The 26,745-nt window shown below is 58.3% G+C and carries 25 protein-coding genes; 17 read left to right on the forward strand and 8 right to left on the reverse strand.

Going from position 1 to position 26,745, the window contains the following annotated elements; genetic code table 11:
- Positions 1–14: 14 nt before the first annotated feature.
- Both JUI81_RS10845 and JUI81_RS10850 read left to right on the forward strand, forming a co-directional pair.
- On the forward strand, positions 15–2,705 hold the full coding sequence (locus JUI81_RS10845) for an RHS repeat protein (RefSeq protein WP_204124235.1): 2,691 nt from the start codon (positions 15–17) through the stop codon (positions 2,703–2,705).
- Positions 2,689–3,225 carry a hypothetical protein gene (locus JUI81_RS10850; protein ID WP_204124236.1) on the forward strand — a complete coding sequence of 179 codons (537 nt, stop codon included), beginning with the start codon at positions 2,689–2,691 and terminating at the stop codon, positions 3,223–3,225. The genes JUI81_RS10845 and JUI81_RS10850 overlap by 17 nt, the downstream gene beginning before the upstream one ends.
- Positions 3,226–3,276: 51 nt before the next feature.
- Here JUI81_RS10850 and JUI81_RS10855 read toward each other — a convergent pair whose 3' ends face one another.
- The gene (locus JUI81_RS10855; protein ID WP_204124237.1) at positions 3,277–6,156 is read right to left on the reverse strand and encodes an EAL domain-containing protein; all 2,880 of its coding nucleotides are present in this window, start codon (positions 6,154–6,156) and stop codon (positions 3,277–3,279) included.
- A gap of 259 nt (positions 6,157–6,415) precedes the next feature.
- Between JUI81_RS10855 and uvrD the strand changes: the two genes are divergently transcribed.
- From uvrD to JUI81_RS10875, 4 genes are all read left to right on the forward strand, one after another.
- Positions 6,416–8,599, forward strand: coding sequence for a DNA helicase II (gene uvrD / locus JUI81_RS10860; protein ID WP_007934438.1), 2,184 nt, complete (start codon positions 6,416–6,418; stop codon positions 8,597–8,599).
- An 88-nt stretch (positions 8,600–8,687) separates the two neighbouring features.
- The gene (locus JUI81_RS10865; protein ID WP_007934436.1) at positions 8,688–9,128 is read left to right on the forward strand and encodes an EamA family transporter; all 441 of its coding nucleotides are present in this window, start codon (positions 8,688–8,690) and stop codon (positions 9,126–9,128) included.
- Positions 9,129–9,307: 179 nt separating this feature from the next.
- Positions 9,308–10,177 (forward strand): Tim44 domain-containing protein, encoded by an 870-nt coding sequence (locus JUI81_RS10870; RefSeq protein ID WP_019651287.1) that lies wholly within the window; start codon positions 9,308–9,310, stop codon positions 10,175–10,177.
- 135 nt (positions 10,178–10,312) lie between these two features.
- Entirely contained in the window at positions 10,313–10,720 is a 408-nt protein-coding gene (locus tag JUI81_RS10875; protein WP_007934432.1) for an SMI1/KNR4 family protein, read from the forward strand.
- Between the two features lie 165 nt (positions 10,721–10,885).
- Here JUI81_RS10875 and JUI81_RS10880 read toward each other — a convergent pair whose 3' ends face one another.
- Positions 10,886–12,649 carry a cation:proton antiporter gene (locus JUI81_RS10880; RefSeq protein ID WP_204124238.1) on the reverse strand — a complete coding sequence of 588 codons (1,764 nt, stop codon included), beginning with the start codon at positions 12,647–12,649 and terminating at the stop codon, positions 10,886–10,888.
- A gap of 206 nt (positions 12,650–12,855) precedes the next feature.
- Here JUI81_RS10880 and JUI81_RS10885 point away from each other — a divergent pair, with 206 nt between their 5' ends.
- Positions 12,856–13,338 carry an acyl-CoA thioesterase gene (locus tag JUI81_RS10885; RefSeq protein WP_007934430.1) on the forward strand — a complete coding sequence of 161 codons (483 nt, stop codon included), beginning with the start codon at positions 12,856–12,858 and terminating at the stop codon, positions 13,336–13,338.
- A gap of 81 nt (positions 13,339–13,419) precedes the next feature.
- On the opposite strand, the gene pdxY is transcribed toward JUI81_RS10885, so the two are convergent.
- Positions 13,420–14,292, reverse strand: a complete 873-nt coding sequence (pdxY, locus tag JUI81_RS10890) for a pyridoxal kinase PdxY (RefSeq protein WP_204124239.1) — start codon at positions 14,290–14,292, stop codon at positions 13,420–13,422.
- 120 nt (positions 14,293–14,412) lie between these two features.
- On the opposite strand from pdxY, the gene JUI81_RS10895 reads away from it, so the two are divergent.
- Positions 14,413–14,826, forward strand: coding sequence for a DUF3301 domain-containing protein (locus tag JUI81_RS10895; RefSeq protein ID WP_019580374.1), 414 nt, complete (start codon positions 14,413–14,415; stop codon positions 14,824–14,826).
- Between the two features lie 42 nt (positions 14,827–14,868).
- Here JUI81_RS10895 and JUI81_RS10900 read toward each other — a convergent pair whose 3' ends face one another.
- The gene (locus JUI81_RS10900; RefSeq protein ID WP_204124240.1) at positions 14,869–15,834 is read right to left on the reverse strand and encodes a GTP-binding protein; all 966 of its coding nucleotides are present in this window, start codon (positions 15,832–15,834) and stop codon (positions 14,869–14,871) included.
- A gap of 27 nt (positions 15,835–15,861) precedes the next feature.
- On the opposite strand from JUI81_RS10900, the gene JUI81_RS10905 reads away from it, so the two are divergent.
- The gene (locus JUI81_RS10905; RefSeq protein ID WP_028940098.1) at positions 15,862–16,218 is read left to right on the forward strand and encodes a hypothetical protein; all 357 of its coding nucleotides are present in this window, start codon (positions 15,862–15,864) and stop codon (positions 16,216–16,218) included.
- A 4-nt stretch (positions 16,219–16,222) separates the two neighbouring features.
- Here the strand turns inward: JUI81_RS10905 and JUI81_RS10910 are convergent, their stop codons facing one another.
- Together JUI81_RS10910 and zigA are read right to left on the reverse strand one after the other, a co-directional pair.
- Positions 16,223–16,873, reverse strand: a complete 651-nt coding sequence (locus JUI81_RS10910) for a DUF1826 domain-containing protein (protein ID WP_204124241.1) — start codon at positions 16,871–16,873, stop codon at positions 16,223–16,225.
- Positions 16,873–18,081: a zinc metallochaperone GTPase ZigA gene (gene zigA, locus JUI81_RS10915; RefSeq protein ID WP_204124242.1), complete on the reverse strand. Its 1,209-nt coding sequence runs from the start codon at positions 18,079–18,081 to the stop codon at positions 16,873–16,875. The genes JUI81_RS10910 and zigA overlap by 1 nt, the downstream gene beginning before the upstream one ends.
- A 143-nt stretch (positions 18,082–18,224) precedes the next feature.
- On the opposite strand from zigA, the gene JUI81_RS10920 reads away from it, so the two are divergent.
- Positions 18,225–18,602 carry a hypothetical protein gene (locus tag JUI81_RS10920; RefSeq protein WP_019580369.1) on the forward strand — a complete coding sequence of 126 codons (378 nt, stop codon included), beginning with the start codon at positions 18,225–18,227 and terminating at the stop codon, positions 18,600–18,602.
- Here JUI81_RS10920 and JUI81_RS10925 read toward each other — a convergent pair.
- Entirely contained in the window at positions 18,599–19,807 is a 1,209-nt protein-coding gene (locus JUI81_RS10925) for an N-acetylmuramoyl-L-alanine amidase (protein ID WP_204124243.1), read from the reverse strand. The two genes, JUI81_RS10920 and JUI81_RS10925, sit on opposite strands and share 4 nt — an antisense overlap.
- 86 nt (positions 19,808–19,893) lie before the next feature.
- Between JUI81_RS10925 and folE2 the strand changes: the two genes are divergently transcribed.
- From folE2 to JUI81_RS10960, 7 genes are read left to right on the forward strand one after another with little or no spacing between them, the layout of a single operon-like run.
- Complete coding sequence (gene folE2 / locus JUI81_RS10930; RefSeq protein ID WP_204124244.1) at positions 19,894–20,790, forward strand: GTP cyclohydrolase FolE2; 897 nt, start codon at positions 19,894–19,896, stop codon at positions 20,788–20,790.
- Positions 20,787–21,455, forward strand: coding sequence for a metal ABC transporter ATP-binding protein (locus tag JUI81_RS10935; protein ID WP_204124245.1), 669 nt, complete (start codon positions 20,787–20,789; stop codon positions 21,453–21,455). Before folE2 ends, JUI81_RS10935 begins: the two co-directional genes overlap by 4 nt.
- Positions 21,455–22,321 carry a metal ABC transporter permease gene (locus JUI81_RS10940; RefSeq protein ID WP_204124246.1) on the forward strand — a complete coding sequence of 289 codons (867 nt, stop codon included), beginning with the start codon at positions 21,455–21,457 and terminating at the stop codon, positions 22,319–22,321. Before JUI81_RS10935 ends, JUI81_RS10940 begins: the two co-directional genes overlap by 1 nt.
- 11 nt (positions 22,322–22,332) lie before the next feature.
- Complete coding sequence (locus tag JUI81_RS10945) at positions 22,333–23,208, forward strand: metal ABC transporter substrate-binding protein (protein WP_019580364.1); 876 nt, start codon at positions 22,333–22,335, stop codon at positions 23,206–23,208.
- Complete coding sequence (locus JUI81_RS10950) at positions 23,205–23,765, forward strand: DapH/DapD/GlmU-related protein (protein WP_019580363.1); 561 nt, start codon at positions 23,205–23,207, stop codon at positions 23,763–23,765. Before JUI81_RS10945 ends, JUI81_RS10950 begins: the two co-directional genes overlap by 4 nt.
- 2 nt (positions 23,766–23,767) lie before the next feature.
- Positions 23,768–25,105: a dihydroorotase gene (locus tag JUI81_RS10955; protein ID WP_204124247.1), complete on the forward strand. Its 1,338-nt coding sequence runs from the start codon at positions 23,768–23,770 to the stop codon at positions 25,103–25,105.
- Between the two features lie 34 nt (positions 25,106–25,139).
- Positions 25,140–26,033, forward strand: coding sequence for a His/Gly/Thr/Pro-type tRNA ligase C-terminal domain-containing protein (locus JUI81_RS10960; protein WP_204124248.1), 894 nt, complete (start codon positions 25,140–25,142; stop codon positions 26,031–26,033).
- A 78-nt stretch (positions 26,034–26,111) separates the two neighbouring features.
- On the opposite strand, the gene JUI81_RS10965 is transcribed toward JUI81_RS10960, so the two are convergent.
- Entirely contained in the window at positions 26,112–26,633 is a 522-nt protein-coding gene (locus tag JUI81_RS10965) for a DUF3617 domain-containing protein (protein ID WP_019580360.1), read from the reverse strand.
- Positions 26,634–26,745: the final 112 nt, after the last annotated feature.

Genomic DNA, 26,745 nt, shown 5'->3' on the forward strand with positions numbered 1-26,745 from the left:
AGAAGGATCTGATCATGAACACACTGATATTGAGCGCAGGTCTTTTTGCGCTTGCACTAGGCGGAGCGACCATTACATCCCTGTTTGGACAAACAACGGAACGCAGCAGGTCATTCGCCTACAACACTGAAGGCCTGCTTGAGTTATCGGATGGTCCCAGGACCGATGTAAACGACATCACCCGCTACGAATACGATACGAAAGGTCATTTGACACGCGTCATCAACGCGCTCGGACATATCACTGAACTTTCGAATTTCGATGCTATGGGTAACTCACAAACTATTGTCGATCCCAATGGAGTCATCACAAACCTGACTTATGCGCCGCAAGGCTGGTTAACGTCAGTAAGTGCTGCCAATAATAATACTCGCTTCGAACACAATGCTGTCAGTGACATTACCAAGCTGATTCGTGCCGATGGTAGTTGGTTAACCTACACTTGGGATGACGCCAGGCGGCTCATTCGCATCACCAATAACCTCGAGGAACAGATCGAATTTGATCTTGACCCGATGGGCAATCGCACCATATTACGACTCAAAGACAATACAGGCGATCTGACAAAACAGCATCAATGGGTATATGACGAACTCGGACGCTTACTGCAGTCAGTGGGAGCTAGTGGCCAGATCAGTCGCACGCAATATGACCTGAACAATAATCCGACCACTATTACCAATCCTCGTCATTACAACCACACCGGAGCCTATGACTCACTCGATCGATTGATAAAGAATACTGACCCACTTAACGGCACGACTAATTTTGAATACGACGCTCAAGACAACCTCACACAAGTCAGCGATTCACGCGGTGTGATCACTCGATATCAGCACGATGGTTTAGGTAATCTGACGCAGTTGGACAGCCCCGACAGTGGTACCAGTAACTACAAATATGACGCCGCTGGTAACATCACACAAATAACCGATGCGCACGGCGCAGTCACAACGTTCACCTACGATGCCCTTAATCGATTGACCACCCGCCGTTATCCGGCAAACTCAGGGCTGGATATTCACTTCCACTACGACTCGATTGCCAGCGGCAACAAAGGTATCGGCCGACTGACAGCAGTGGAAGACATAAATGGCGTCCTGAGTTACACCTATGACGCGCAAGGCAACCTCACGGCCCAACTGCATACACCGCGAACGAATGAAGAAACCCAGCTAGAAAAACTGGGTTATGGGTACGATGGAGCAAATCGACTCAGTCGGATCGACTACCCGACCGGGTTCAGCATTCACTACCTACGCAACTCCGCTGGGCAGGTCAGTCAAGTGGAAATCCAGCGTGGCGCAGATGAACCGACTACCTTCGTCAGCGACATCGCGTATCTACCTTTCGGTCCACTCAAAAGTCTGACCTGGAACAATGGCACTACGCTTCAACGTACCTACAATCTGGACTATCGGCTAACTGCACAAACCGTCGCCGGCTGGAGCAACAGCTATGCCTACGACGCCACCGGAAACATCACCAAAGTACAAAGCAGCTCGGTCGGCGATCTGAATTACAGCTACGACGCGCTCGATCGCCTGACAGAAGAAGCAAATGCAGACCGACAGCAAACCTTCACTTATGACGCGGTGGGTAACCGCACCAACAAAACTCTCACTCCTCTGGTCGAAGGCAAGGTGCAAGACAGTGCAGTCACGACCTACCAGTATGGCGCCAGTAACAATCGCTTGATCCAAATAGACGGCCATTTGGTGAGTTCCGATGCGACAGGCAATCTGATCGAAGGCCGCGACAATCGCCAATTCTCATACGACGAACAGAATCGCCTGAGCAGCGTGAAGATTGATGGGATGATCCGGGCTCAGTTTCGCTACAACACACTAGGTCAACGCACCCAGAAAATCACCTCACAAGGCGTTACCACATTTCTCTACGGACCTGATGGCCAACTGCTAGGCGAAACGATGTTCAATAGCGAAGGCAAGAAGCTCGAAAGTCAATATTATTTCTGGCTTGATGGCTTGCCATTGGGCGGTGTGAATATTAGTTACGATACGGAAGGTGTACTGACTAATAGCACGCCGTTCTACATTCATAGCGACCACCTCAACACACCCCGCATCGTAACGAACGCCGCTCGGGAAATTGTATGGGAATGGAAATCTGACGCTTTTGGTTTGGAAAAAGCCAGTGGTTTTTTGACTCTAAACCTCCGCTTCCCTGGTCAGTACTTCGATGCTGAAACTGGGTTGCACTACAACTACTTCAGAAATTATGACCCGGAGACAGGACGCTATTTGGAGAGCGACCCAATTGGGCTAAAGGGCGGAATGAATACATATGGGTATGTGAACGGCAATCCGTTGAAATACGTTGATCCATTTGGATTAGAATCTGTGTTTGAATGGTCTTCCAAAGCAGAAGCCATAGCGAATGAAAGCCCACTACCGGGACAGCGTAACGGACCTCAAGACGCCTACAGACATTGCATTGCCTCATGCATGATTGCTGCGTCAAATTGGGGAGAAACGATCAGCAAACTTGCCGGCTGGGCGAATGAAGTATCAAACGTTGGACAGAACCGTAGTGAGAGAGCTATGGATGACTGGAACAACCAAGCAGGTTTATGTGCAGCCAAGGACAGCGAATCTCCTGAGGCATGTCCCGAAAGCTGCATGAACCTTCTTAATAATGGTGCATTAGCAACAGAGGCGACGTCTCATGGGTCATACTATTAAAACAAAAGTATTAACCATAAAATATTTCACATTTGCATTCTTAATATTGGTGCTTTTTGCGATCTTCTATATCAGATACCATAATCCAGCAAACATAGAAAAGACATGCAAAAGCGCCCACCCCCTATTAGTGAATAATTTCCGCAGCTGTAGCCTTATCGAAGACGTGTTAAGCACCCTTAAAGAAAATGGCTACAATCCAGCTATACTAGAGAGCTCTAAATATTTAGGCGGCATATTCAGAGAAGAGTTCAATACCGATATTTTCGAAATAACCAATTACCAAATACAGGGCGACAAAAATACTGGCATTACCCGATTCAAATTTATCAACGGCCGCTTAGTTTCGATAGTACACTTTCCAAAAGAAACAGATTTTTTATTTGAATTATACCCACAGAGAAATTCTGAAGATGTTAGCGTAAAACACCTTTCTGATTTTCAGGGTAAAAAATATATGACCTGGTCAAACAACCATCTTGAAGATTATATATCCTGGTGGATACGACGATTCTCCTAACGCGCTAGCAACCGGAATTTTCCCAGCTAAGTCATCACGTTTATTGATGACTTAGCTGAGGAAACCAGCATCTTGCTCAAGTAGAAGGTTACCCAAACCATCGGAGTCAATCGGTCGACTGATCAGATAGCCCTGCACCTCATCGCAACCTTCAGCCTTCAAAAACTCCAGCTGCTCGGCTCGCTCGACGCCTTCAGCCACCACTTTCAACGACAGACCATGGGCCATGGCAATAATCGCCCGGGTGATCGCCGCATCTTCACTGCTCTCCCCCAGCCCACGGATAAATGCCTGATCGATCTTCACGTAATCCACAGGAATACGTTTGAGGTAGCTCAGAGACGAATACCCGGTACCAAAATCGTCGATCGCCAGCTTCACCCCCAGATCGCGCAATTGCTGGAAGGTCGCGATGATGTGCTCGACGCTGTCCAGCAACTGGCTTTCAGTAAGTTCCAGTTCCAGGTAGTGCGGCGCCAGACCGGTTTCCTCCAGCACCTGACGCACCAGGCTGACCAGTTTCCCCTGACGCAGCTGATGCACCGACAGATTGACCGACACCCGAATCGGCTCAAGCCCCTGACGCTGCCATTCGCAGGCTTGCCAGCAGGCCTGACGCAATACGAACTCGCCGATAGCGTTGATCAGTCCGGTTTCCTCGGCCAGACCAATGAAATCCCCCGGCGGCACTCGACCCAGGGTCGGGTGATCCCAGCGCACCAACGCCTCGGCAGCATTCAGCCGACCGGTGGCGAGGCAGAGTTTCGGTTGATAAAACACCTTCAACTGCTTTTCTTCGATGGCTTTGCGCAATTGGTTCTCAAGCTGCAAACGCTCGAGCGTGCTGGCCTGCAGGCTGTCGGTATAGAACTGGAAGTTGTTGCCGCCCAAGTGTTTGGCATGCTGCATGGCCATGTTCGACTGGCTGACCAGCGCGGAAATCTCCCGCGCGGTGTCCGGCAACAGACTGATGCCCATGGACGCGCTCATCACCAGTTCATGCCCCTCGACGGTGATCGGCAAACGCAGCTTGGTCGACAATCGGGTCGCCACGCGCGCCAGGCTCGACAGGTTGCCGTAGGCGTCGAACAGCACCGCAAATTCATCGCCTGACAACCGGGCGATGGTGTCTGCTTCCGGCAACGCATTGACCAACCGCCGGGCCATTTTCTGTAACAGCTGATCGGCGATTTCGTGACCGAGGCTGTCGTTGAGCAGCTTGAAGCGATCCAGATTGATGTGCAGCAACGCCAGGCTGCGTCGACCGCCTTGGCGCACCCGCTGATGAGCCTCGCTCAGTCGTTCACGGAACAACGAACGGTTGGCCAGCCCCGTGAGCTCGTCGTAATGGGTGAGGTAGCGCATACGCTCTTCGGATTCACGCCGAGCGGACAGATCAGCGAAGAAGCCAACAATATGACTGACATTTCCCCGCATATCGCGCACGGCATTCAGTTGCAGCCACTGCGGATACAACTCGCCATTCTTGCGGGTCTCGACCAACTCGCCCTGCCAACTACCGTGCTGCTCCAGCGCCTGACGAATCGCCGCGTAATGCCGACGGGCGTCGCGGCTGCAAGGCAAATCGACCACGTTGCGCCCGAGCATGTCGCCGATTTCATAGCCAGTCACCCGACTGAAAGCCTGATTGACTGCGATCAGTGCGTAATTCGGGTCGAAAATCACGATGCCTTCGCTGGCCGCCTCGAACACCGTCGCCGCCAGTTGGCGCTGTTCTTCCAGGTGCTTGCTGGCGCTGATGTCGCGGCGGGTGCCGACCATGCGGATCACCCGGCCGTTTTCACTGCGCTCGACCGCTCGACCACGGTCCTCGATCCAGACCCAATGGCCATCGCCATGCCGAACGCGGTACTCGATCTGATAATCCTCGGTGCGGCCCTTCAAATGCTCGACCAGCGCCCGCTTCAGCGCTGGCAAGTCGTCGGGATGCAGCCTCGGCTTGAGGTGGCGGAGCATCGCCGTCACGTATTCCGGCTCCAGCCCGAACAACTCCTGGAGCTGAGTGTGATGAACTTCGTCGGTCTGCAGGTTCCAGTCCCACAAACCGAGCTCACTCGCTTTCAACGCCAGCGCCAGCCGCGCTTCGCTCTTGCTCAAGGCCTGGTTGGCCGCATCCAGCTCCAGACTGCGTTGGGCAACCCGGTTTTCAAGGTCGACCTGGGTTTCGCGCAATTCTTCTTCGGCGCGACGACGCTGGTCGATTTCCCTGGCCAGTTCGTGATTGAGTTGCTCGCTGCGACTTTGCGCCTGCTGCAAGTGCTCGATCAGCGCCTGATTTTGAAAACGCCGCAACAAACCCTGATCGATCAACCGATTGACCTGCCAGGCGACCACGCTCAACGAGCCCAGCAGAATCAGCCCGAACCAGCCCCAGCCCTGCTCCTGTTCATCGCCGCCCCAGAACAGATAGCCGATGGCGGGCAACAGACAGGGCAAGGTAAAGGATAGAAATGCTGGCAGGCTGACCGCATAAGCGACGCTGGCCGAGAGGGCCGCGGCGCCGATCAGGCCGAACACCCACGCTTGCTGGATGAAATTGTCAGCGGGCACCAGCGCGATGCCGGCACCGGCCAGGGTCAGGCCGGTCATCGCCGAACCGAGCAGAAACATGCGACGCCAGATCGGATGGGCCTGACGGTGGGGAATCGCCGAATCGAAGGCCGCGACCTGAATCACTCGCAACGCCACCAGCGACAGCAACCAGATCAGCCAGACGCTGACCACGAAGTAACGCTGCGGGCTCCAGAGCAACCCGGCGCAGACCAGACCGTTGATCAACATGAAAAGCGTCGGCAAGAGCGAGCCCTGGTACAGCAGACGCGTGCGTTCGACCGCCATCTCCATGGCGTACTGTTTGCGGATAGCCCGAGGCTCCACGGAGGGGCCCGACAGGTCGGAGCTGAGGGTCATAGGCGATGTTCTTGTTCTTATAGTTGAGCATGCGAGCCCGAATTGTGGACGGAGCATACACAAGCAAATGCCCGGACCAAACTGCCTCAGGTCATAAAATAGACAAAAGTTTTAGTCGCCCGCATCCGGCGCAAAAGCCGCCAGGCGAGCCCCGTCCCTGCTTGCAGCCAGTGACCAACCGGTCATCGTCGATGCTTCTTTCATCGGCTAATGCAAAGCTCGGTTTGCCCGGTGTGACGGCGCACCCTAGAATGCCCCGATGCGCGATGATCTCTCCCTTCTGCTGAACTCCCTCAACGATGCCCAACGCCAGGCCGTAGCTGCCTCCGTGGGTCGTCAGTTGGTCCTGGCCGGTGCTGGCTCCGGTAAAACCCGAGTGCTGGTGCACCGTATCGCCTGGTTGATCCAGGTCGAAAACGCCTCGCCCCACTCCATTCTGTCGGTGACCTTCACCAACAAGGCCGCTGCCGAGATGCGTCATCGCATCGAGCAGCTGATGGGTATCAACCCGGCCGGCATGTGGGTCGGCACCTTCCACGGCCTGGCGCACCGCTTATTGCGGGCGCACTGGCAAGAGGCGGGCCTGAGCCAGACCTTCCAGATTCTCGACAGCGACGACCAGCAACGGCTGGTCAAGCGGGTGATCCGCGAGCTGGGCCTGGACGAGCAACGCTGGCCGGCCCGGCAGGCCCAGTGGTTCATCAACGGGCAGAAAGACGAAGGTCTGCGTCCACAACATATTCAAGCCAGCGGCGATCTGTTCCTGGCGACCATGCGCAGCATTTATGAAGCCTACGAGGCTGCGTGCCTGCGCGCCGGCGTCATCGACTTCTCCGAACTGCTGCTGCGCGCCCTCGATCTGTGGCGCGACCACCCGGGCCTGCTCGCCCATTATCAGAAGCGCTTCCGGCACATTCTGGTGGACGAGTTCCAGGACACCAACGCCGTGCAGTACGCCTGGCTGCGTCTGCTGGCCAAGGGTGGCGACAGCCTGATGGTGGTCGGCGACGACGATCAGTCGATCTATGGCTGGCGCGGCGCGAAAATCGAGAACATCTATCAGTATTCCGACGACTTCCCGGATGCCGAGATCATTCGTCTGGAGCAGAACTACCGCTCCACCGCCGGGATCCTCAAGGCCGCCAACGCCCTGATCGCCAACAATACCGGGCGCATGGGCAAAGAGCTGTGGACCGATGGTGGCGAAGGCGAAGCGATCAATCTGTACGCCGCGTTCAACGAACACGATGAAGCACGCTACGTGGTTGAAACCATTGAAAGCGCGCTGAAAACCGGCTTGGCTCGCAGTGATATCGCGATTCTGTACCGCTCTAACGCCCAATCGCGCGTTTTGGAAGAAGCCTTGCTGCGCGAGCGCATCCCGTACCGCATTTATGGCGGTCAGCGCTTCTTTGAACGGGCAGAAATCAAGAACGCCATGGCTTACCTGCGTTTGTTGGAAGGCCGTGGCAACGATGCGGCCCTGGAGCGGGTGATCAACGTTCCGGCCCGTGGCATCGGCGAAAAAACCGTCGAAGCGATTCGCGATCATGCGCGCCACAGCGACGTGTCGATGTGGGAAGCCATGCGTCAGCTGGTGGCCAACAAGGGCCTGACCGGGCGCGCTGCCGGTGCTCTTGGGGCGTTTATGGAACTGATCGAGAACCTCGCCGCCAAGTGCATGGAAATGCCGTTGCACCTGATGACCCAGACCGTCATCGAGCAATCGGGGCTGATCGCCTACCACCAGGCGGAAAAAGGCGAGAAAGGCCAGGCCCGGGTAGAAAACCTTGAGGAACTGGTCAGCGCCGCGCGCAACTTCGAAAACCCGGAAGAGGACGAAGAGCAATCGCCACTGGCGGCATTCCTCGGCCACGCCTCGCTGGAGGCCGGGGACACCCAGGCCGACGAGCACGAAGACAGCATTCAGCTAATGACTCTGCACAGCGCCAAGGGCCTGGAATTCCCTTACGTGTTCCTGGTGGGCATGGAAGAAGGCCTGTTCCCGCACAAGATGAGCCTGGAAGAACCCGGCCGCCTTGAAGAAGAGCGGCGTCTGGCCTACGTCGGTATCACCCGGGCGATGCAGAACCTTGTGCTGACTTATGCTGAAACCCGACGCTTGTACGGCAGCGAGACCTACAACAAGGTGTCGCGTTTCGTCCGTGAAGTGCCCAAAGGCCTGATCCAGGAAGTGCGACTGTCCAACAGCGTCAGCCGTCCGTTCGGCGGTGGCCAGCAGCAGAGTTCCAGCAGCCTGTTCGGCGGCAGCGAGATCCCGGACACCGGGTTCAGCCTCGGCCAGACTGTGCGGCATTCGGTGTTCGGCGACGGTGTGATCCTGAATTTCGAAGGCGCCGGTGCTCAGGCGCGGGTGCAGGTGAACTTCAGCGAAGGCAGCAAGTGGCTGATGCTCGGTTACGCCAAGCTGGAAGCGATCTAAAACCTGCCAGTGATTTAATGTGGGGGCGAGCCTGTTCGCTCCCACAAGGTTCTTTGTTTCAGATTGATCTTATGAAAGGCGCGAAAGCATGGGCTCGGGTTTCTTTTCTTCCTGGACATTCTGGGCCCTGATGTCGGCGGCGTTTGCCGCCATGACCGCGATCTTCGCCAAAATCGGCATCGAAAACGTCAACTCGGACTTCGCCACGCTGCTGCGCACGGTGGTGGTTTTGGTCAGCCTGGCCTTGATTTTGTACGCCACGGGCCAATATCAGTCATTAGGATCGATCTCGGCCAGGAGCTACCTGTTCCTGCTGCTGTCGGGACTGGCCACTGGTGCCTCGTGGATCTGCTACTTCCGCGCGCTGAAACTGGGGCCGGCCTCGTTGGTCGCTCCGGTGGACAAACTCAGCGTGGTGCTGGTGGCGGTGCTCGGCGTAATCCTGCTGGGCGAAAAACTCGACCTGCGCCAATGGGGCGGAATCGGCCTGATTACGGCCGGTGTCGTCATGCTGGCGCTGCGGCGCTAAGCATCCTTCCTACAGAAGCTATCCACTCGTCCTACTGACGAACGTTAACAGGCCTTATTGCGCAGACTGAAGCTGAACAGAACCTGTCAGGCAAAAGCCCGAAACACTCTGCCGCTAGCCAGTGACACTTCAGCTGTGCAACATGGCGCGCGTGCCATCCACAAATGGGAATTCCCTTTATGAAACGTTTTCTTAGCATCGCCATGGCGTTGTGCATCGGCCTGACGATGAGCCTGGACGCCAACGCCAAGCGCTTTGGTGGCGGCAAGAGTGTCGGCGCTGCGCCGACTCACCAGACCAGCCAAATGGCTCCTTCTTCTCCTGGCGTGGGCGGTGCAGCCGCCACTGCCGGCGCGGCCGGTGCCGCTGGCGCTGCCGCCAAGGCCGGCGGTGCTTCGCGCTGGCTCGGCCCTCTGGCCGGTATCGCGGCCGGTGGCCTGCTGGCTTCCATGTTCATGGGCGGCGGTTTCCAGGGCATGCAGTTCTTCGACATCCTGATCATGGCGGTCATCGCCTTCCTGGTCTTCCGCTTCATTGCCGCTCGTCGTCGCAAGCAGCAGGAGCACCTGGCTCCGGCCGGCGCGCCGATGCAACGTGAAGTGTTCGAGCAGAAGCCTGCCATGGGTTCGATCTTCGGCGGTTCGGCTGCACCTGCCGCACGCCCAGTGATCAATGCTCCGGCCTGGTTCAACGAAGAGCGCTTCGTCGAAGCCGCACGCAACCATTTCCAGTCCTTGCAACAGCACTGGGACGCCAACGAAATGGACAAGATCGCCGAGTTCGTAACCCCGCAACTGCTGGAGTTCCTCAAGCGCGAACGTGCCGACCTGGGCGACGGCTTCCAGTCGACCTACATCGACAACCTCCAGGTACAACTGGACGGCGTTGATGACCGTGCGGACAAGACCATCGCCACCCTGACCTTCAGCGGCGTGTCGAAGACCTCGCGTTTCGACCAGGGCGAAGTGTTCAGCGAAAGCTGGAACATGGAACGTCCACAGGGCGAAAACCAGCCTTGGCTGGTAGCAGGTATCCGCCAGAACGGCTGATAACTCCGCGCTTTCGCATGCTGTAATGAAAACCCCGGCTCTGCCGGGGTTTTCTATTTCACGGTTGCATCTATAGCGAGCTACTGTATAAACCGCCCCAACTAAACCGCGCCATCAAGCAAGAGGATCCCGGACGTGGAAGAAATCATCGAACAACTGCGTGAAGCCAACGAACCGGTACCGGTCCCCTTGGAGTTGCCCGACGAAGATCTGCTGGTAGAAATCGAAGAACAACTGTTCATCGACATTCCCTTCGTATTCAGAGAATTCCTGCTGACCGTCAGCGATGTAGTCTACGGCAGCCTGGAGCCGGTGACCGTCACCGACCCGCAATCCCACACCTACCTGCCGGACGTTGCCGCCAACGCCTGGGACGCTGGTGTTGATCGCAGCCTGATCCCGATTTGCCAGGACGGTGACAACTACTACTGCGTCGAAGAAGACGGCACCGTGGTGTTGTGGCTGGCCGAAGAAGAGTTACTCGCCGAAGAAACCTGGGAATCGGTCTGGCACTGGGCACGGGACGTCTGGCTGGAAAGCTGATTTACCCCTGCACGACTTTTTGTAGCAGCTGGCGCAGCCTGCGTTCGGCTGCGAAGCAGTCGTAAACCCTGACACTCGGTTAACCTGAATCACCTCGTAGCCTGATTGGCGACTGCTGCGCAGTCGAATGCAGCCTTCGGCAGCTGCTACAGGGATTCGTCACGCTCAATGCTCGGACGAATCCTTGTGGTTATCCAGGGTTTCCAGCAAGGCCACCTGCATCCGCGTATGCACGCGGATGAACCAGCGCCAGAGCAGCGCCGCCACCGCGGCCGCGACCACGACAATCAGCACCAGCAACTTGTTGGTCGGCAGAATACTGGCTGACAAGGCTGCCAGCAGCAGGAAAATCACCAACAGCGAGAGGATCGGAATCACTTCGGCGATCACCCGACGCACTCGCTGCGTGTGACGGCCGGCCATCTCCGGCTTCACCCCCATTTCTGCCAGCAGCATCGACAGCGCCTTGAGCTTGCGATAGGCGGCGATCAGGAACGGCAGCGACAACAGCAACGCCCCGCCCCAGATCAACGCTTTTTGCCAGCTCGGGTCGCTGATCCAGTCTTGCAGGTAAACGGACATGCGCTCGGCGAAGAAGGCGCCCGATAAAAAGATCGCAACCACCAGCGCCAGATTGACCCCCACCTGCAACAGAATCCGCCGAATCATCGACGCCAACAGCGCGCCCTCGCCCTGAGGCTGGATGCTGCGCAGCCATTCGCCATACATCCCCAGCACACGAGCCAGGCGCTGCGGCATCACGGCAGCAAGCTTGATCGACAGCGGATCGGCCGCGCGGATCAGATAGGGCGTCAACAGCGTGGTGATCACCGAGACGGCCACAGCCACCGGATAGAGAAAGCTGCTGGTGACCTGCAGCGTCATACCCAGCGCGGCGATGATGAAAGAGAATTCGCCAATCTGTGAAAGCCCCATCCCCACGCGCAGTGAGGTGCGTCCGTCATTGCCGGCGATAAACGCGCCGAGGCCGCAGGACAGCATCTTGCCCAGCACTACCGCCACAGTGATCACCGCAATCGGCCAGGCGTATTGCAGCAGGATCATCGGGTCGAGCATCAGGCCGATGGCGACGAAGAAGATCGCACTGAACAGGTCGCGAACCGGCTCGATCAACTGCTCGATTTTCAGCAGCTGGCGAGATTCGGCCATGATCGCACCGATCAGGAACGCGCCGAGAACCATGCTGTATTCAAGCTTGACCACCAGCAGGCAGAAGCCGAAACACAGGCCCAGCACGGTAATCAGCAACATCTCATTGCTTTCGAATTTCGCCACATAGGCCAGTAGTCGCGGCACCAGCAGAATGCCGATGACCAGTGCGACAATCATGAACAGGGAAAGCTTGCCGACGGTGGAAAAGACTTCGCCGGAACTGACCGTACCGCTGACGGCGATGCTCGACAGCAAGGCGATGATGCCGATACCGAGGATGTCCTCGACGATCAGTACGCCGAAGATCAACTGCGCAAAACGCTCGTTCTTCATCTTCAGGTCATTGAGCGCCTTGACGATGATGGTGGTCGAGGAAATCGCCAGGATCGCGCCGAGGAACAGCGAGTCCATGGTATTCCAGTCGAACCAGCGGCCGATTTCGTAGCCGATCCAGATCATCAGGACGATTTCCAGGAAGGCTGCGATAAACGCCGTGGCACCGACCTTGAACAGCTTGCGCAGGCTGAACTCCAGCCCCAGGCAGAACATCAGGAAAATCACCCCGAGCTCGGCGAGGGTCTTGATGGTTTCTTCGTCGTGGATCAGGCCGAAGGGCGGCGTGTGCGGGCCGATAATGAAACCGGCGACAATGTAGCCGAGCACCACCGGTTGTTTGAGACGATGAAAGAGCACGGTCACCACACCCGCGATCAACATGATCACTGCCAGATCCTGAATGAAACTGATGGCATGCATGGTGTGTGGCTCCTTCGGGGGGTGGGCTTTTGAAGGGTAACACCACGACTTCCGGCGCAAAGACGGTGCAATATATGGAAACAGATCGCTTCGGGCGTGACGGCGTCTCCCCGCCCGGCGTCCCGATAACTGTTGGTTTGAAAAACACCGACAAGCACCCACAGAGGTGTAACCCCCAACCCCTGCCTTGAACCCGTGAGTACGTTATGGAACCCGGAAACGCCCAGCTGTCGATGACGGTATTGATGACCCCCGACATGGCCAACTTCTCAGGCAATGTCCACGGCGGCACCCTGCTCAAATACCTCGATGAAGTGGCCTACGCTTGCGCCAGCCGGTATGCCGGCCGTTACGTAGTGACCTTGTCAGTGGATCAGGTGATCTTCCGCGAGCCGATTCATGTCGGTGAGCTGGTGACCTTTCTGGCCTCGGTCAACTACACCGGTAATACCTCGATGGAAGTGGGCATCAAGGTCGTGACCGAGAACATTCGCGAGCGCTCGGTGCGCCACACCAACAGCTGCTTCTTCACCATGGTCGCGGTGGATGACCAGCGTAAACCGGCCTCCGTCCCGCCACTGCAACCGCAGAACAGCGAAGACAAGCGTCGATACATGCAAGCCCAGCAGCGTCGGCAGATTCGTCAGGAACTGGAAAAGCGCTATCAGGAAATCAAGGGCGACGCTTAAAACAAAAGATCGCAGCCTGGAGCAGCGCCAACAGGCACGCAGGAGCTGCCGAAGGCTGCGATCTTTTCTACCTCCACACCGTTACAAACTGATCGCTACCGCCTCGAACCGCACCCGCGGATGGGCGATCCGGTCCTGCGCTCGCACCAGTTCCAGCTCATAGCTGGCGCAAGCCTGGGTTTCCAGCAGCACTTCATGCACCGCCGCCGCGGTGAATTCGAAGGCGCTCAGCAGACTGTCACCCAGCAGCACACGCGCCAGGAACAGCCCGGAAGTCAGATCGCCAACGCCCACCGGCTGACGCGGGAACGCCAGCAACGGCCGACGCAAGTGCCAGCTGCCTTCAGCGGTCACCAGCAACATCTCGAAGCCATCCGTCAGTTTGCCGGGATAGTCCAGATGCTTGACCAACACCGCCTTCGGACCGCGCGCCAGCAGCGCCCGCGCCATGGCCAGGCAATCGAACAGTGACTGCGCCTTGCGCCCCGAGAAGCTGTTCAGCTCCAACTGATTCGGGCACATGAAGTCGGCTATTGCCGCTGCCTCTTCCAGCAGGAAATCGCTGACTTCGGCTGGAACGCTGCAGCCTTTCTCCGGATGGCCCATCACCGGGTCGCAAAGGTATAAGGCTTTGGGATTAATCGATTTGATTCGCTCCACCCCCGCCAGAATCGCCCGTCCCTGGGCAGCGCTGCCGAGGTAGCCGGACAACACGGCATCGCAGTTGCCCAGTTCGCCAATCGCCGCGATCCCCTCCACCAATTCCGGAATCTGATGCGGGGCCAGCACTTCCCCGGCCCACTGGCCATATTGCGTGTGGTTGGAGAACTGCACGGTATTGAGTGGCCAGACGTTCACCCCGACCCGCTGCATCGGGAAAACCGCGGCGCTGTTGCCAGCGTGGCCGAACACCACATGGGACTGGATGGCGAGCAGATGGGGCGTACGTTTCATGCGGTGAGTTTTCCATAAACCGATTGAAATTCGAGCCGCGCAGTATGCGACTAAACGCAGCCTGTACGACAGACCAGAGACGCAGTTAAGCTGGCACTATCTTGTTGGAGCACCCTGTTGATGCTGACCCTCGGAAATATCTTCGTGTTCATGCTGCTCGCCACCGGTGGCGCATGGCTGTGGCACAACCACGGATTGCGTGAACGCGCTCTGGAGCGGGTTCAGCAGCATTGCGCCAAGTTGCGGATCGAGTTGCTGGACGGCAACGTAGCTTTGAAAAAGATCGCTTTCATTAAAGACGCCAACGGCCGTCGGCGCCTGGCCCGTGTGTATAACTTCGAATTCACCGTGACCGGTGAAACCCGCCACAACGGCACCATCACTCAGTTCGGCGCCCATAGCGCACAGATCGAGCTCGCGCCCTACCCAATGCCATTCGACGACACACCACCGGTGGTCGAAGTCGCAAAACCCAGCGCCGAGGTGATTGAATTGAGCCAGTGGCGGCAAGAACACACCAAGTGGCGTCCCTGAAGATTAAAAGATCGCACCATAGGAGCTGCGGTCTTTTGATCTTCACCCCGACCGGCAATCGGCCAGATCTCTTTGCAGTGACTCAACACCCTGTACCTCACTGAAAATCAGCTCGATGCGCGAATCCCGTCGCCATTCGCTGGGCTGCCAATCCAGTAGCGAGTTATCCAGTGCGTTGGCCGACACCCAGCCCTCGACACTGTGGATAACCAGCTTCGCCCGCAGCCATTCAAGGCTCTCAAGCCACTTTCCAACAAGCACTGCATCGAACGTCTGACTCGGATGCCAGCGCCAGCCGACGCTCCAGCCACCCTCTTGCGCCTGACTCAAGCAAATCGGCTGCGCAGGGTCAGTCCAGATGGCCGGCATCTGTGCCAGCCCCTTGGGCACGATGAAGTTATCCACACCCGCGACAGCCTGAGCCTTGAGGCCCGGCAACTCGCTCAGCGGCAAGACAGCTTGCTGCGTCCAGTACAAAGGACGCGACGGCAACTGTGCGACAACTCGCTGGCGATCACTGTCGTCGAGGCTTTCCGCCTTGTTCAGCAACAGCAACCCGGCACTGTCCAAGGCTTGCTGTTGCGCCGCTGGCAGCGGTTTTCTGGCCGCGAGTGCCCGGGCGTCCAGTACCAACACGCAAGGCTGAACCGCCAGGACGCCTTGCCACGGTGCCTCGCTCAATTGCCTGAGCAACTGCGCCGGATGCCCCAGCCCGGAGGGCTCGATGAACAGTCGATCCGGTCGTGCCTTGCGCAGCAGCCGCCCGAGGCCGATCTGAAACGGCGCACCATTGACGCAACACAAACACCCCCCGGCCACTTCTCCCAGTGCGATACCATCGGCGTCCTGGGTCAGCAGCGCAGCATCCAGGCCGATCTGGCCGAATTCGTTGATCAGCACCGCCCAGCGCTCACCGGCCGGCCGCTGCGCCAGCAGGTGCTTGATCAGGCTGGTCTTGCCGGCACCCAGCGGGCCGGCGATGACGTGGGTGGGAATGTTCTGCAACATGGTCGAAGTTTTCTGAGGAGGTAAAGGATGCGGTTGATGGGATGGTCGTTGCTTCTGGCACTCACGTCGGGTGAAGCGCTGGCCCAGGCCTGCGTGGTACATAGTACGGCAGCGCGGCTGGACGTGAAGGTCTGCCAGCAGAACCGCAACATCCCGGAAAAACTGTTCGCCGACGGCTTCTGCCAGCCGAATCTGGCCGGGCAGAAAGTCGAGGTGCAGTACGTCGACCAATGCCCCGCCGGCGCGTTCGGGGTATGCAGCAACGCTCAAGTCGCCAATATGCCTTACCGGCAGGATATTCACTATTACGGCGTGGCCACCGATGCGGCGTATCTGAAGCCGTTTTGCGAAGCCCAGAGCCAGGGAACCTGGCTCAAACCTTGAGCCGTCAGCCCAGCCAGTCGAGGGTCAGGATCAAACGACGCTCGCCCGGTGCCGGCTGCGGCGAACGGTGAACCAGACCGAAACCTTCGTTGCCGTGCCACTTCTCTCCTTTAAGCAGCGCCACTTCGCCGCTGGCGATACGCTGGATCAGCGAATCATCCTGGGGTTCGGCGTCAGGCTCGCCTAATCGGCGGCGATCCATCGCCCCTTCTTTCAGCCATTGGCTGCCGGTCCCTGCGTAGGTAGTGATCAACCGCACTGGCACATGATCGACGTGGAAACGCGGGCACATGGCTTTGTCCAGAACCCGCAGGCGCAGGCCGACGCGTTGGGCGCCCAACAGGCAGGCGAACGCGCTGACCAGCCAGGAAACGTCGGCGATAAAGCCTTCGTAGCCTTCAAGATCGCTGAAGCCTGAGGCTAAACCGTGGAGATTGGGTTCGGCGTCATCACTGGCCATGTCAAGGGAAAGCGACTCGGCCAGCGGCTGGTTCAGGGACAACAGCAAGCGACCGAAATCAGCAATGTGCACCGGCAGTTGGCGCTGCCAAAGGGCGAGGTTCACACCGTCGTCCAGAATCCCGGTCAGCACCTTTGGCGTTTCACCTTGAACCTGAGCAATGACCGGTCGCAGCTTCAGACTGGGCGCCAGCATCAGGCAGCCGCCTCTTCGTGCCAGGGACCGAACGGATCGGGCAACAACCGCCAACCCTCGACGCCCAGGGCCATTTCATCATCCATCAGCAGGCAGTTATCAAGTTCGGCGGTGAGTTGTGCAAAGTCGATGTTCTGGCCGATAAACACCAGTTCCTGCCGGCAATCGCCGGTGGCGGCCGTCCAGTTCTCCATGATCCCGGCGGTGCTTTCTTCGTCTTGCGGCCACTGGTTTTTCGGCACAAAACGCCACCAGCGCCCGGCAAACCCGTGACGCATCAAGCCGCCGGCCTGGGACCAGCTGCCGGCATCCATGTGTTTGCTGGCCAGCCAGAAAAAACCCTTGGAACGCAGCAGTTTGCCGTTCACCCACGGGCGATCGATGAAGCTGAAAAAACGCTGCGGATGAAACGGTCGCCGCGCCCGATAAGCCGTGGAGGCAATGCCGTACTCCTCGGTTTCCGGCACGTGTTCACCGCGCAATTCCTGTAACCATCCTGGTGCCTGAGCGGCCTTCTCGAAGTCGAAACGCCCAGTGTTGAGGATCTTCTTGAGTGGCACCTCGCCCATGACCATCGGAATGATTTCGGCCTCGGCATTGAGCCGTTCGAGGATCGCGATCAGCTCCTGGCGTTCGCGGCTGCTGATCAAATCGATCTTGCTGATCAGGATCACGTCGGCGAATTCGATCTGCTCGATCAACAGGTCAGTGATCGAGCGCTCGTCCTCCTCGCCCAGGGTTTCACCACGGGAAGCGAGGCTTTCGGCGGCTTGGTAGTCGAGCAGGAAGTTCATGCCGTCGACCACGGTGACCATGGTGTCGAGCCGCGCAATGTCGGCCAGGCTCTGCCCTTCTTCATCGCGAAAGGTGAAGGTTTCCGCCACGGGCAGCGGCTCGGAAATGCCGGTGGACTCGATCAGCAGATAGTCGAAACGACCGTCCCTGGCGAGTTTGCTGACTTCTTCGAGGAGGTCTTCACGCAAGGTGCAGCAAATGCAGCCGTTGCTCATTTCCACGAGTTTTTCTTCGGCACGGTTCAGGCTGACATCGCGTTGAACTTCGCTGCCATCGATGTTGATTTCGCTCATGTCGTTGACGATCACCGCGACCCGCAAATTATCGCGATTACGTAGTACGTAATTAAGCAGTGTACTTTTTCCGGCGCCGAGAAAGCCCGACAGGACGGTCACGGGGAGACGATTGGGCATCAGGTATTCCTCACAGGGATGCCCGGTCGCAATGTCGGGCTTAATTTATGTTATAGTATAACAACACAAACAAGCCACTCCCCCTCTTGCCCACAACGACAAAGGGCACGATGCTTTAGCCCGTCCGCCCCTTGAGAAATGCCATGGGAAACGCCCTGAGATTCTCGTTACTGAGCCTTTCGTTGCTGATCGCGGTCAATGCCTGGGGACAAGTCCCCAGCCTGGCCAAATGCACCCGTAGCGCCAACCTGCTGGCTTGCGTGGATGCCGACGGCAATGCCTACAGCGTTAATACCGTGGGTAGCACGATCTACTTGCGCGGCTTCGAAGTGGCCAGCAAACGCCATTGGGCGCAAACCAACAGCCGCTACGGGCAACTGACGTTCTTTACCGGCCTCGCATCCGATGGCGAAGCCTGGGTCGGCTACAACCGTCGGGTTGGCTGGACAACCATCAATCGGTTCTCCAGTTCCGGGGGCAGCAGCGCGAAGTTCACCTGTAGCCGGATGACGGGTTGCTAGGCCTGTGCCTTTTTCTGCTCCTGCTGCCAGGCGATATAGCTGTTCATTGGGGGATTCTTCTGGAAGTAACGCTGCAAGCCTTCGAATAAACCATCCGCCACGGCCTGCTGATGCCGCGCCGTCACCAGTCGCTGGCTGTCGCGGGCGTTCGAGATGAAGCCGGTTTCCACCAGAATCGATGGCACATCCGGCGACTTCAACACGGCGAAACCCGCCTGTTCCACACGCTTCTGATGCAGCGTGGTAATGCCCGCCAGACTGCCGAGCACCGTGTTGCCCAACTGCAAACTGGCGGCGATGGTGGCGTTCATCGACATGTCGAGAATCACCCCGGCGAGCATCGGATCCTTGTCCTTGAGATTGAGCAAGCTGGTGGCGCCCAACAGGTCCGCGCCGTTCTCCCGTTGCGCCATGAAACGCGCGGTGGCCGAGGTCGCACCACCTTCGGACAGGCAGTACACCGACGCACCTGAAGCCGTGAGACGCGGTGCTGCGTCCGCATGGACCGAAATGAACATGTCGGCCTTGTGCTTGCGGGCGATCTCCACGCGCTTGCGCAGTGGGACGAAAAAGTCGTCGTTACGCACCAGTTTCACGTCGAAGCCCTTTTCACGCTTCAGCCTCTTTGCCAACAGCTGGGCGATCGATAGCACCACGTCTTTCTCCCGCTCACCTTTGGCGCCAACCGCGCCCGGGTCTTTGCCGCCGTGACCAGGGTCGACCACCACAATGATGTCGCGCTTGGGATGAGCCTTGTCGATGATGGGCTCACGTTTGTCCGACGGCGCCGCCGCGATCTGTAGCGGAGCAATGGCCTTCAGATCGAGCACCAATCGGTGCCCCTGCCCATCCTGTGGCGGCAACAGGAAGCTGTTGAGCTGCACCGGACCGCTGAGGTCGAGGACGATCCGTGTATCGCCCTGACCGAAATGCCCGGAACGGATCGCGCGAATCACCGAGTTGTCGAGCGCCAGCTGACTGAAGTCGCCACTGAAGTTGGCGCCACTCAGATCGATGATCAGCCGCTCCGGAGCACTCAGGGAAAAGGTTTTGTACTGCACCGGCCCGCTCAGATCGAACACCAGTCGCAGCTTGTCGTCCGAACGCCACAGTCGTGCATTGCGAATTTGCGTGGCCGACACACCAAAAGGTAACGCAAAGGCTGCGCTGGCCAGAATCAGGTTGAGCAAGTGACGTCTGTGCATGATGAAAACTCGTTCACGAAAAAGGCATCGTCGATTTGATTGTTATAATATAACATGCCAAATCAACTCCCACGATGGACCTGCTCATGAATGCGCTGACTCTGCCGGATATCGCCGCGCAGGCCTCACGCCAAGCCCTGCCACTCGATTGGGTGGGCATGTGCGGCATTGCTCTTCCTGTTTTATTCGATGGCCAGCGACTGAGTGCAAAAGCCGACGCTGGCGTTAGCCTCGACGATGGAGAGGCGCGTGGCATCCATATGTCACGGCTGTACCTGGCGCTGGAGATGCTTGAGCAGGAAAACCTTTCACCCACGTTGTTGCGGCGAGTCTTGCTGAGTTTTCTCGAGACCCATGAAGGACTTTCCCACAACGCTTACCTAAAAATTCACACCGAACTTCTGCTCAAAAGACCCGCGCTCGTCAGTCCGTTGGCCGGCTGGAAAACCTATCCGGTGAGCATCGAAGCGAGTCTGAAAAACGCGATGTTCCACGTGGAACTAAAAATCGACGTTCCATATTCCTCAACCTGTCCATGCTCAGCAGCCCTCTCGAGGCAGTTGATTCAGCAGCAATTCGTTGATGACTTCGCCAATCAACCATTGCAACACGCAGACGTTCTGGCTTGGCTCGGTTCCACGAAAGGCATCGTCGCGACGCCGCATAGCCAACGCAGTAATGCGCAATTGCAGCTGCGTCTGGATGACTATCTGGATGACCTGCCACTGATCGCCGCGATCAACGACGCGGAAGCCGCTCTCGGCACCGCTGTGCAAACCGCCGTGAAACGCGCCGACGAACAAGCTTTCGCCCTCGCCAACGGTCAGAACCTGATGTTCTGCGAAGACGCCGCGCGACGCCTGAACCTGGCATTGAGACGCTCCCCGGGCATCAACGCCTTCAAAGTGCGAGTCGTCCACGCCGAAAGTCTTCATGCCCACGATGCCGTCGCCGAAAGCCGCTGGAACTGGGAGGCCGCATGATCCGATGCCAAGCCTTGCGCTGGGGCGCACCCGGTCAGCCGCTCACTCCAGCAGTTGATTTCGAACTGCCCAAGGGGAGTCTGACCGCCGTCATCGGCGCCAACGGGTCGGGCAAAAGCAGCCTGCTGAAAGTCATCGCCGGCCTGCAAAAGCCACTGGCCGGCAACGTCGTCATTGATGTTCCACGCAAGGGTGGCCTTTCGTTCCTGCCTCAGCAACAACACCTGGACCGACAATTCCCCATCAGCCTGCAAGAGTTGGTGGCCGCCGGTTTTTGGGGCAACAAGCAAACTCCGGAAATTCGCAGCCAGCGACTCAAGGCTGCATTGGAAGACTGGTGCCTGACCGGTCTGGAGCATCGCCCATTGATGGCCCTCTCCGGAGGCGAATTGCAGCGTGCCCTACTCGCCCGATTGAGCCTCGCCGAAGCGCCCTTACTGCTGCTCGACGAACCCCACGCCGCACTCGACGAACTCGGCCAGGCGCTGCTCTGGAAACACCTCCACGCCTGGCATGCAGACGGCCGAACCCTGGTCGTGGTGTGTCATGACTTGGCCGCCGTGCGCCAACAGATTCCACAAGCGCTACTGATCAAAAGCAGCGGCTGCGTCCTCGGTCCCAGTACCGAGCTGATTCGCCAACAACCTCAGACGCAGGTGGCTTGATGATCGCTGCTGCTCACCTTTGGCAACCGTTTCACGAATTCGTATTCATGCGTCGAGCACTGCTGGGTGGCCTTGTTCTGGCCTGTAGTACGGCGCCGCTTGGGGTGTTTCTGATTCTGCGGCGCATGAGTCTGATCGGCGATGCAGTGGCTCACGGCATCTTGCCCGGCGCTGCACTGGGTTTCTGGTTCGCCGGGTTGAGCCTGCCCGCACTGACCCTCGGCGGTCTCGGTGCCGGCCTGAGCATGGCCGGACTGGCCGCCTGGATCACCCGTCGCACCGGTTTGCGGGAAGACGCGAGCCTGGCGGCGATCTACCCGATCTCCCTGGCCAGCGGCGTGCTGATCCTTGGCATCGCCGGCAAGCGGCTGGACCTGTTGCACCTGTTATTCGGTTCGGCGCTGGCGGTCGATGGCCCGACCTTGACCGGCATGCTCTGGGTCTCGGGCTTCAGCCTGATCGCCATGGCCCTGATCTACAAACCACTGTTGCTGGACACCCTCGACCCGCTCTTTCTGCAAACCGTCAGCCGCCTCGGGCCGCTGGCTCACGGAGTATTTCTGACGCTGGTGGTGCTGAATCTGGTGATCGGTTTCCAGGCTATCGGCGCGCTGATGGTGGTCGGTTTGATGATGCTGCCGGCCGCCGCTTCTCGCTTCTGGAGTCGTCGTTTGCCGGTGCTGATCATCATCGCCGCGTTGCTCGGCAGCCTATCGGTCTGGCTCGGATTGTTGCTGTCGTTCTACTACTCGCTGCCCAGCGGCCCGGCAATCGTGCTGGTGGCTGGCGGTGTGTATCTGCTGTCCGTGGTGTTCGGTCCGGTACACGGTTTGCTGCGCCGCCCGCCTTTGCTCACATCCCAATGAGGTGTAACCCGATGCGCGCTTTACTCGTGCTGTTCAGTCTGATGCTGTCGATGTCGCTGTCTGCCGCGGAAAAACTCCAGGTGGTCACCAGCTTCAGCATCCTCGCCGACATGACCCATCAGGTCGGCGGCGACCATATTCAGATCACCAACATGGTCGGTCCGGACGCCGATGCCCACACCTACGAACCGACGCCGGACGATGCAAAGGCATTGCTCAACACCAGACTGATCATCAAGAACGGGCTGGGTTTCGAGCCATGGCTGGACCGCCTGGTGACCAGCACCGAAACCAAAGCCCCGGTCATCAGCGCCAGCCACGGTGTCATTCCGCGCTCGCTGGATGAAGACGGCGAAACCATTCCCGACCCGCACGCCTGGCACAACCTGGCGAACACCGAGTTGTACATCAGCAACATCACCAAAGCGCTGATCGCCGCCGACCCTGCAAACAAAACCGACTACGAACACAACAGCCAGGCCTATCTGAAAAAGATCTACGCCTTGCTCGCCGAGGCTAAAGCCAAGCTCGGTTCGCTGCCGCCGGGTAATCGCAAAATCGTCACCTCCCATGATGCCTTCGGCTATCTCGGTCAGGCTTACGGCATCAACTTCATGGCGCCGCAAGGTCTGTCCACCGAACGCGAACCTTCGGCCGCCGAAGTCGCTGCGCTGATCACACAGATCCGTCAGGCCAAGGTCAAAGCGGTGTTCATGGAAAACATCAAGGACACGCGCCTGCTCAAGCAAATCGCTGATGAAAGCGGCGCGCACATCGGTGGCACGTTGTACTCCGATGCCCTCGCTGCAACTGGCCCAGCCAGCACCTTCACCGGGCTGTTCGAATACAACCTCAACACCTTGTACGAGGCACTGAGCAAGCCATGATCCGCAAGAATCCTTCAGGTGATCTGCCGTTGATTGCGGAGTCGGCGTACGTGGATAAAACCGCAATCATCTGCGGCAAAGTGGTGATCGGCGAGAACGTCTTCGTCGGCCCCTACGCAGTGATTCGCGCCGATGAAGTGGACGACTCGGGCGAGATGGAAGCAATCACCATCGGCGCCAATTCGAACATCCAGGACGGCGTGGTGATCCACTCCAAGTCCGGCGCGGCGGTGACCATCGGCGAGTTCAGCTCCATCGCCCACCGCTCCATCGTCCATGGCCCCTGCAGTGTCGGCAATCGCGTGTTCATCGGTTTCAACAGCGTGCTGTTCAACTGCGCGGTGGGCGACGGTTGCGTGGTGCGGCACAACTCGGTAGTTGATGGTCGTGACTTGCCTGACGCCTTCTACGTGCCCTCCACCACACGCATCGGCCCCAACACCGACCTGTCGCAGTTCCCACCCGTCAGCGTCAGCGCCTCGGAGTTTTCCGAAGACGTAGCGCGCACCAACGTCGATTTGGTGCGCGGCTACAAAGCCCTGCAGAACGAGTTCTGACCATGAGCAGCGTGCTGATCCGCAACGCCCGACTGGTGAACGAAGGTCGGGAATTCGACGGTGATCTTCTGGTAAGCCACGGTCGCATCGTCAAGATCGCCAGCAGCATCGAAGGCGAAAAAGCCGCCGTGGAAATCGACGCAAACGGCCAATGGCTGCTGCCAGGCATGATCGATGACCAGGTGCATTTCCGTGATCCAGGGGCACCGGACAAGGGCAGCTTCCATACTGAATCTCGAGCTGCGGTGGCCGGCGGCATCACCAGCTTCATGGACATGCCCAACACCTCGCCGGCCACCCTGACCCTCGCCGCGCTGGCAGACAAGAAACGTCGAGCGGCAACTCACTCAGTGGCCAATTACGGTTTTCATTTCGGCGTGAGCAACGACAATCTCGATACCGTCGCCGCACTCAATCCTTGCGAAGTGGCCGGGGTCAAAGTGTTCATGGGCGCCTCCACGGGCAATATGCTGGTGGACGATCCGCGAATTCTTGAGCGGTTATTCGCCGAGGTGCCGACCCTTTTATTGGCCCACTGCGAACACACGCCCAGCATTGAAGCCAACGCGGCGAACCTGCGAGAGCTGTTCGGCGAGCACCTTCCGCCCGCCGCTCACCCGCTTATCCGCAATGCCGAAGCGTGCTTTCGATCTTCCTCAATGGCCGTCGATCTAGCCAGACGTCACGGCACCCGTCTGCACGTTTTGCACCTGACCACCGCCCGTGAGCTGGCACTGTTCGAAGACAAGCCGCTGGCACAGAAACGCATCACTGCCGAGGTTTGCCTGCATCACTTGCTATTCGACGACCGCGACTACCCGAGCCTCGGCAACCTGATCAAGTGCAACCCGGCGATCAAGACCCAGGCCGACCGCGATGCCTTGCGCAAAGCGCTGTTGAGTAATCGGCTGGACGTGATCGGCAGCGATCACGCGCCTCACACCTGGGCCGAAAAACAGCGCCCCTACAGCCAGGCGCCGTCCGGTTTGCCGTTGGTGCAACACGCCCTGCCCGCACTGTTGGAACTGGTGGCTGATGAGATCCTGCCGATCACCACCCTTGTGGCCAAAACCAGTCACCGGGTCGCCGATCTGTTTGCCATTCCCGACCGCGGCTACCTGCGCGAAGGGTATTGGGCTGACCTGGTGTTGATCAAACACGAGCCCGATGGCGTGGCCGTTTCCCGGCAACCGATCCTTTCGCAATGTGGCTGGACGCCATTCGCCCGGCATCGCTTTCGCCACAGCGTCAGCACCACGGTCGTGTCGGGACAAATTGCGTGGCACGACAAACGTCTTAATGATAACTGTCAGGGCTTACCGCTACGGTTTATGCGCTGACGCACGTTATCGAAAACATTCGAGAACACCGATCATGATCCACATCACCCTGCCTGATGGTTCATTGCGTGAGTATGACCAACCGCTGTCCGTGTTTGAGGTTGCCGCGAGTATCAGCCTCGGCCTGGCTAATGCAGCGCTCGCGGGTCGGGTGGACGGCGTGCTGGTGGACTGCGGATTTCTGATCGAGTGCGATGCGCGGGTCAGCATCGTCACGTCCCAAGAGCCCGACGGTCTGGAGATCCTTCGGCGTTCCTGTGCGCTGATGCTGGCCATGGCCGTAAAACAGCTGCATCCGAATACGCAGTTGCGGGCCGGATCGGCGTTGGGTGACGGCTTCTTTTATGAGTTTGCTTTCCAGCGATCGTTAACCCTGGCCGCTCTGCCAGTGATCGAAGCGCGTATGCGTGAATTGGCGGCGACCAACCATTCGATCCGCCGGCAGGAGCAAACGCCAACCGAAAGGCTATCGCTGTATCGTCTGGGGGACTTCGAGGGTTTCGCGGCAGGCCCGCATGTTCCCACCACCAAAGTGTTGCAGGCCTTCGCACTGGACCACATCAGCGGCACGTTGCAGCAACGAATCTATGGCACCTGTTGGTCCAGCCAACAGGAACTGGACACCTTGCGAGCGCCACCCCAGGTCGTGGTTGTGAATATCGATGAGCGTCAGAGCGATTATGCGCACTCGGTGACCGAAGCGCTGCGCCGGCACGGACTGCGCGCCAACTCGGATCTGCGTCACGAGAAAATCAGCCGCAAGATTCGCCAGCACAGCCAGAAAGTGCCATACCTGTTGGTAGTCGGAGAGAAGGAAAAGGACGGTGGGTTTGTCAGCATGCGCAGTGGCAGCGGGGAGGATTTCGGGGAGAAAGGGATTGAGGCGGTGTGTGATTTGTTGAACCCGCCCAAGACTGGTGGTGCCTGAGCGGACGCCTTCGCGGGCAAGCCCGCTCCCACAGGGATCACAAATGACCTGGTGGGAACGAGCCTACCCGCAAAGCTTTTAGGCCCTTGGCTTCACTGTGCCGCAATCCTGACCCAACCACACAGCGCGGGTATCGAGGCTACCCTTCTGCTGAATGCCGGTGGCGTTGAAGGTGCCGTTGACCTTGGTGGTGAACTCACGATCACTCATAAAAGTGGCCACTCCGCTGCCCTGGGCTTTCGGACAGCTGAAACGAAATTTCCACTGGTTACCGGTACGCTCGGTGATTTCCTGCTTGCAGCCCGATTGCGGGTCCGTCAGCGGAATGTTGTCGCTCTTCACCTGCTCAGGTGTCAGGCACGCCCGAATCCCTTTGCCGCCCATGGTGATACCTTGTTTCTCCAGCATCGCCCGCTGTTGGGGGGTCATCTGGTTTTGTAGCTGGCCGAGGATCAATTGCAGATCGGGCATGTTCTGGTCATCGACCTTCATGTTGCTTGAGGTCAATTCCCACAAGCCCGGTTGCAGCATCTGTGCCTGAGCGGCCACAGGAAGTGCCAAACCAAATGCCATGGCCAAACCCAGCAGACGAACGTTCATCGAGTAACTCCTGATCATTAGTGGCCGTTAGACGTCGGCCACGGGCTTCGGTTCATGGGCCAATTAAATAGCGACATTCTGCCCGGAACATGGTCTGTTAAGCATTGAATCT

The sequence above is a fragment of the Pseudomonas sp. 008 genome (assembly GCF_016861935.1).
Taxonomy (GTDB): Bacteria; Pseudomonadota; Gammaproteobacteria; order Pseudomonadales; family Pseudomonadaceae; genus Aquipseudomonas.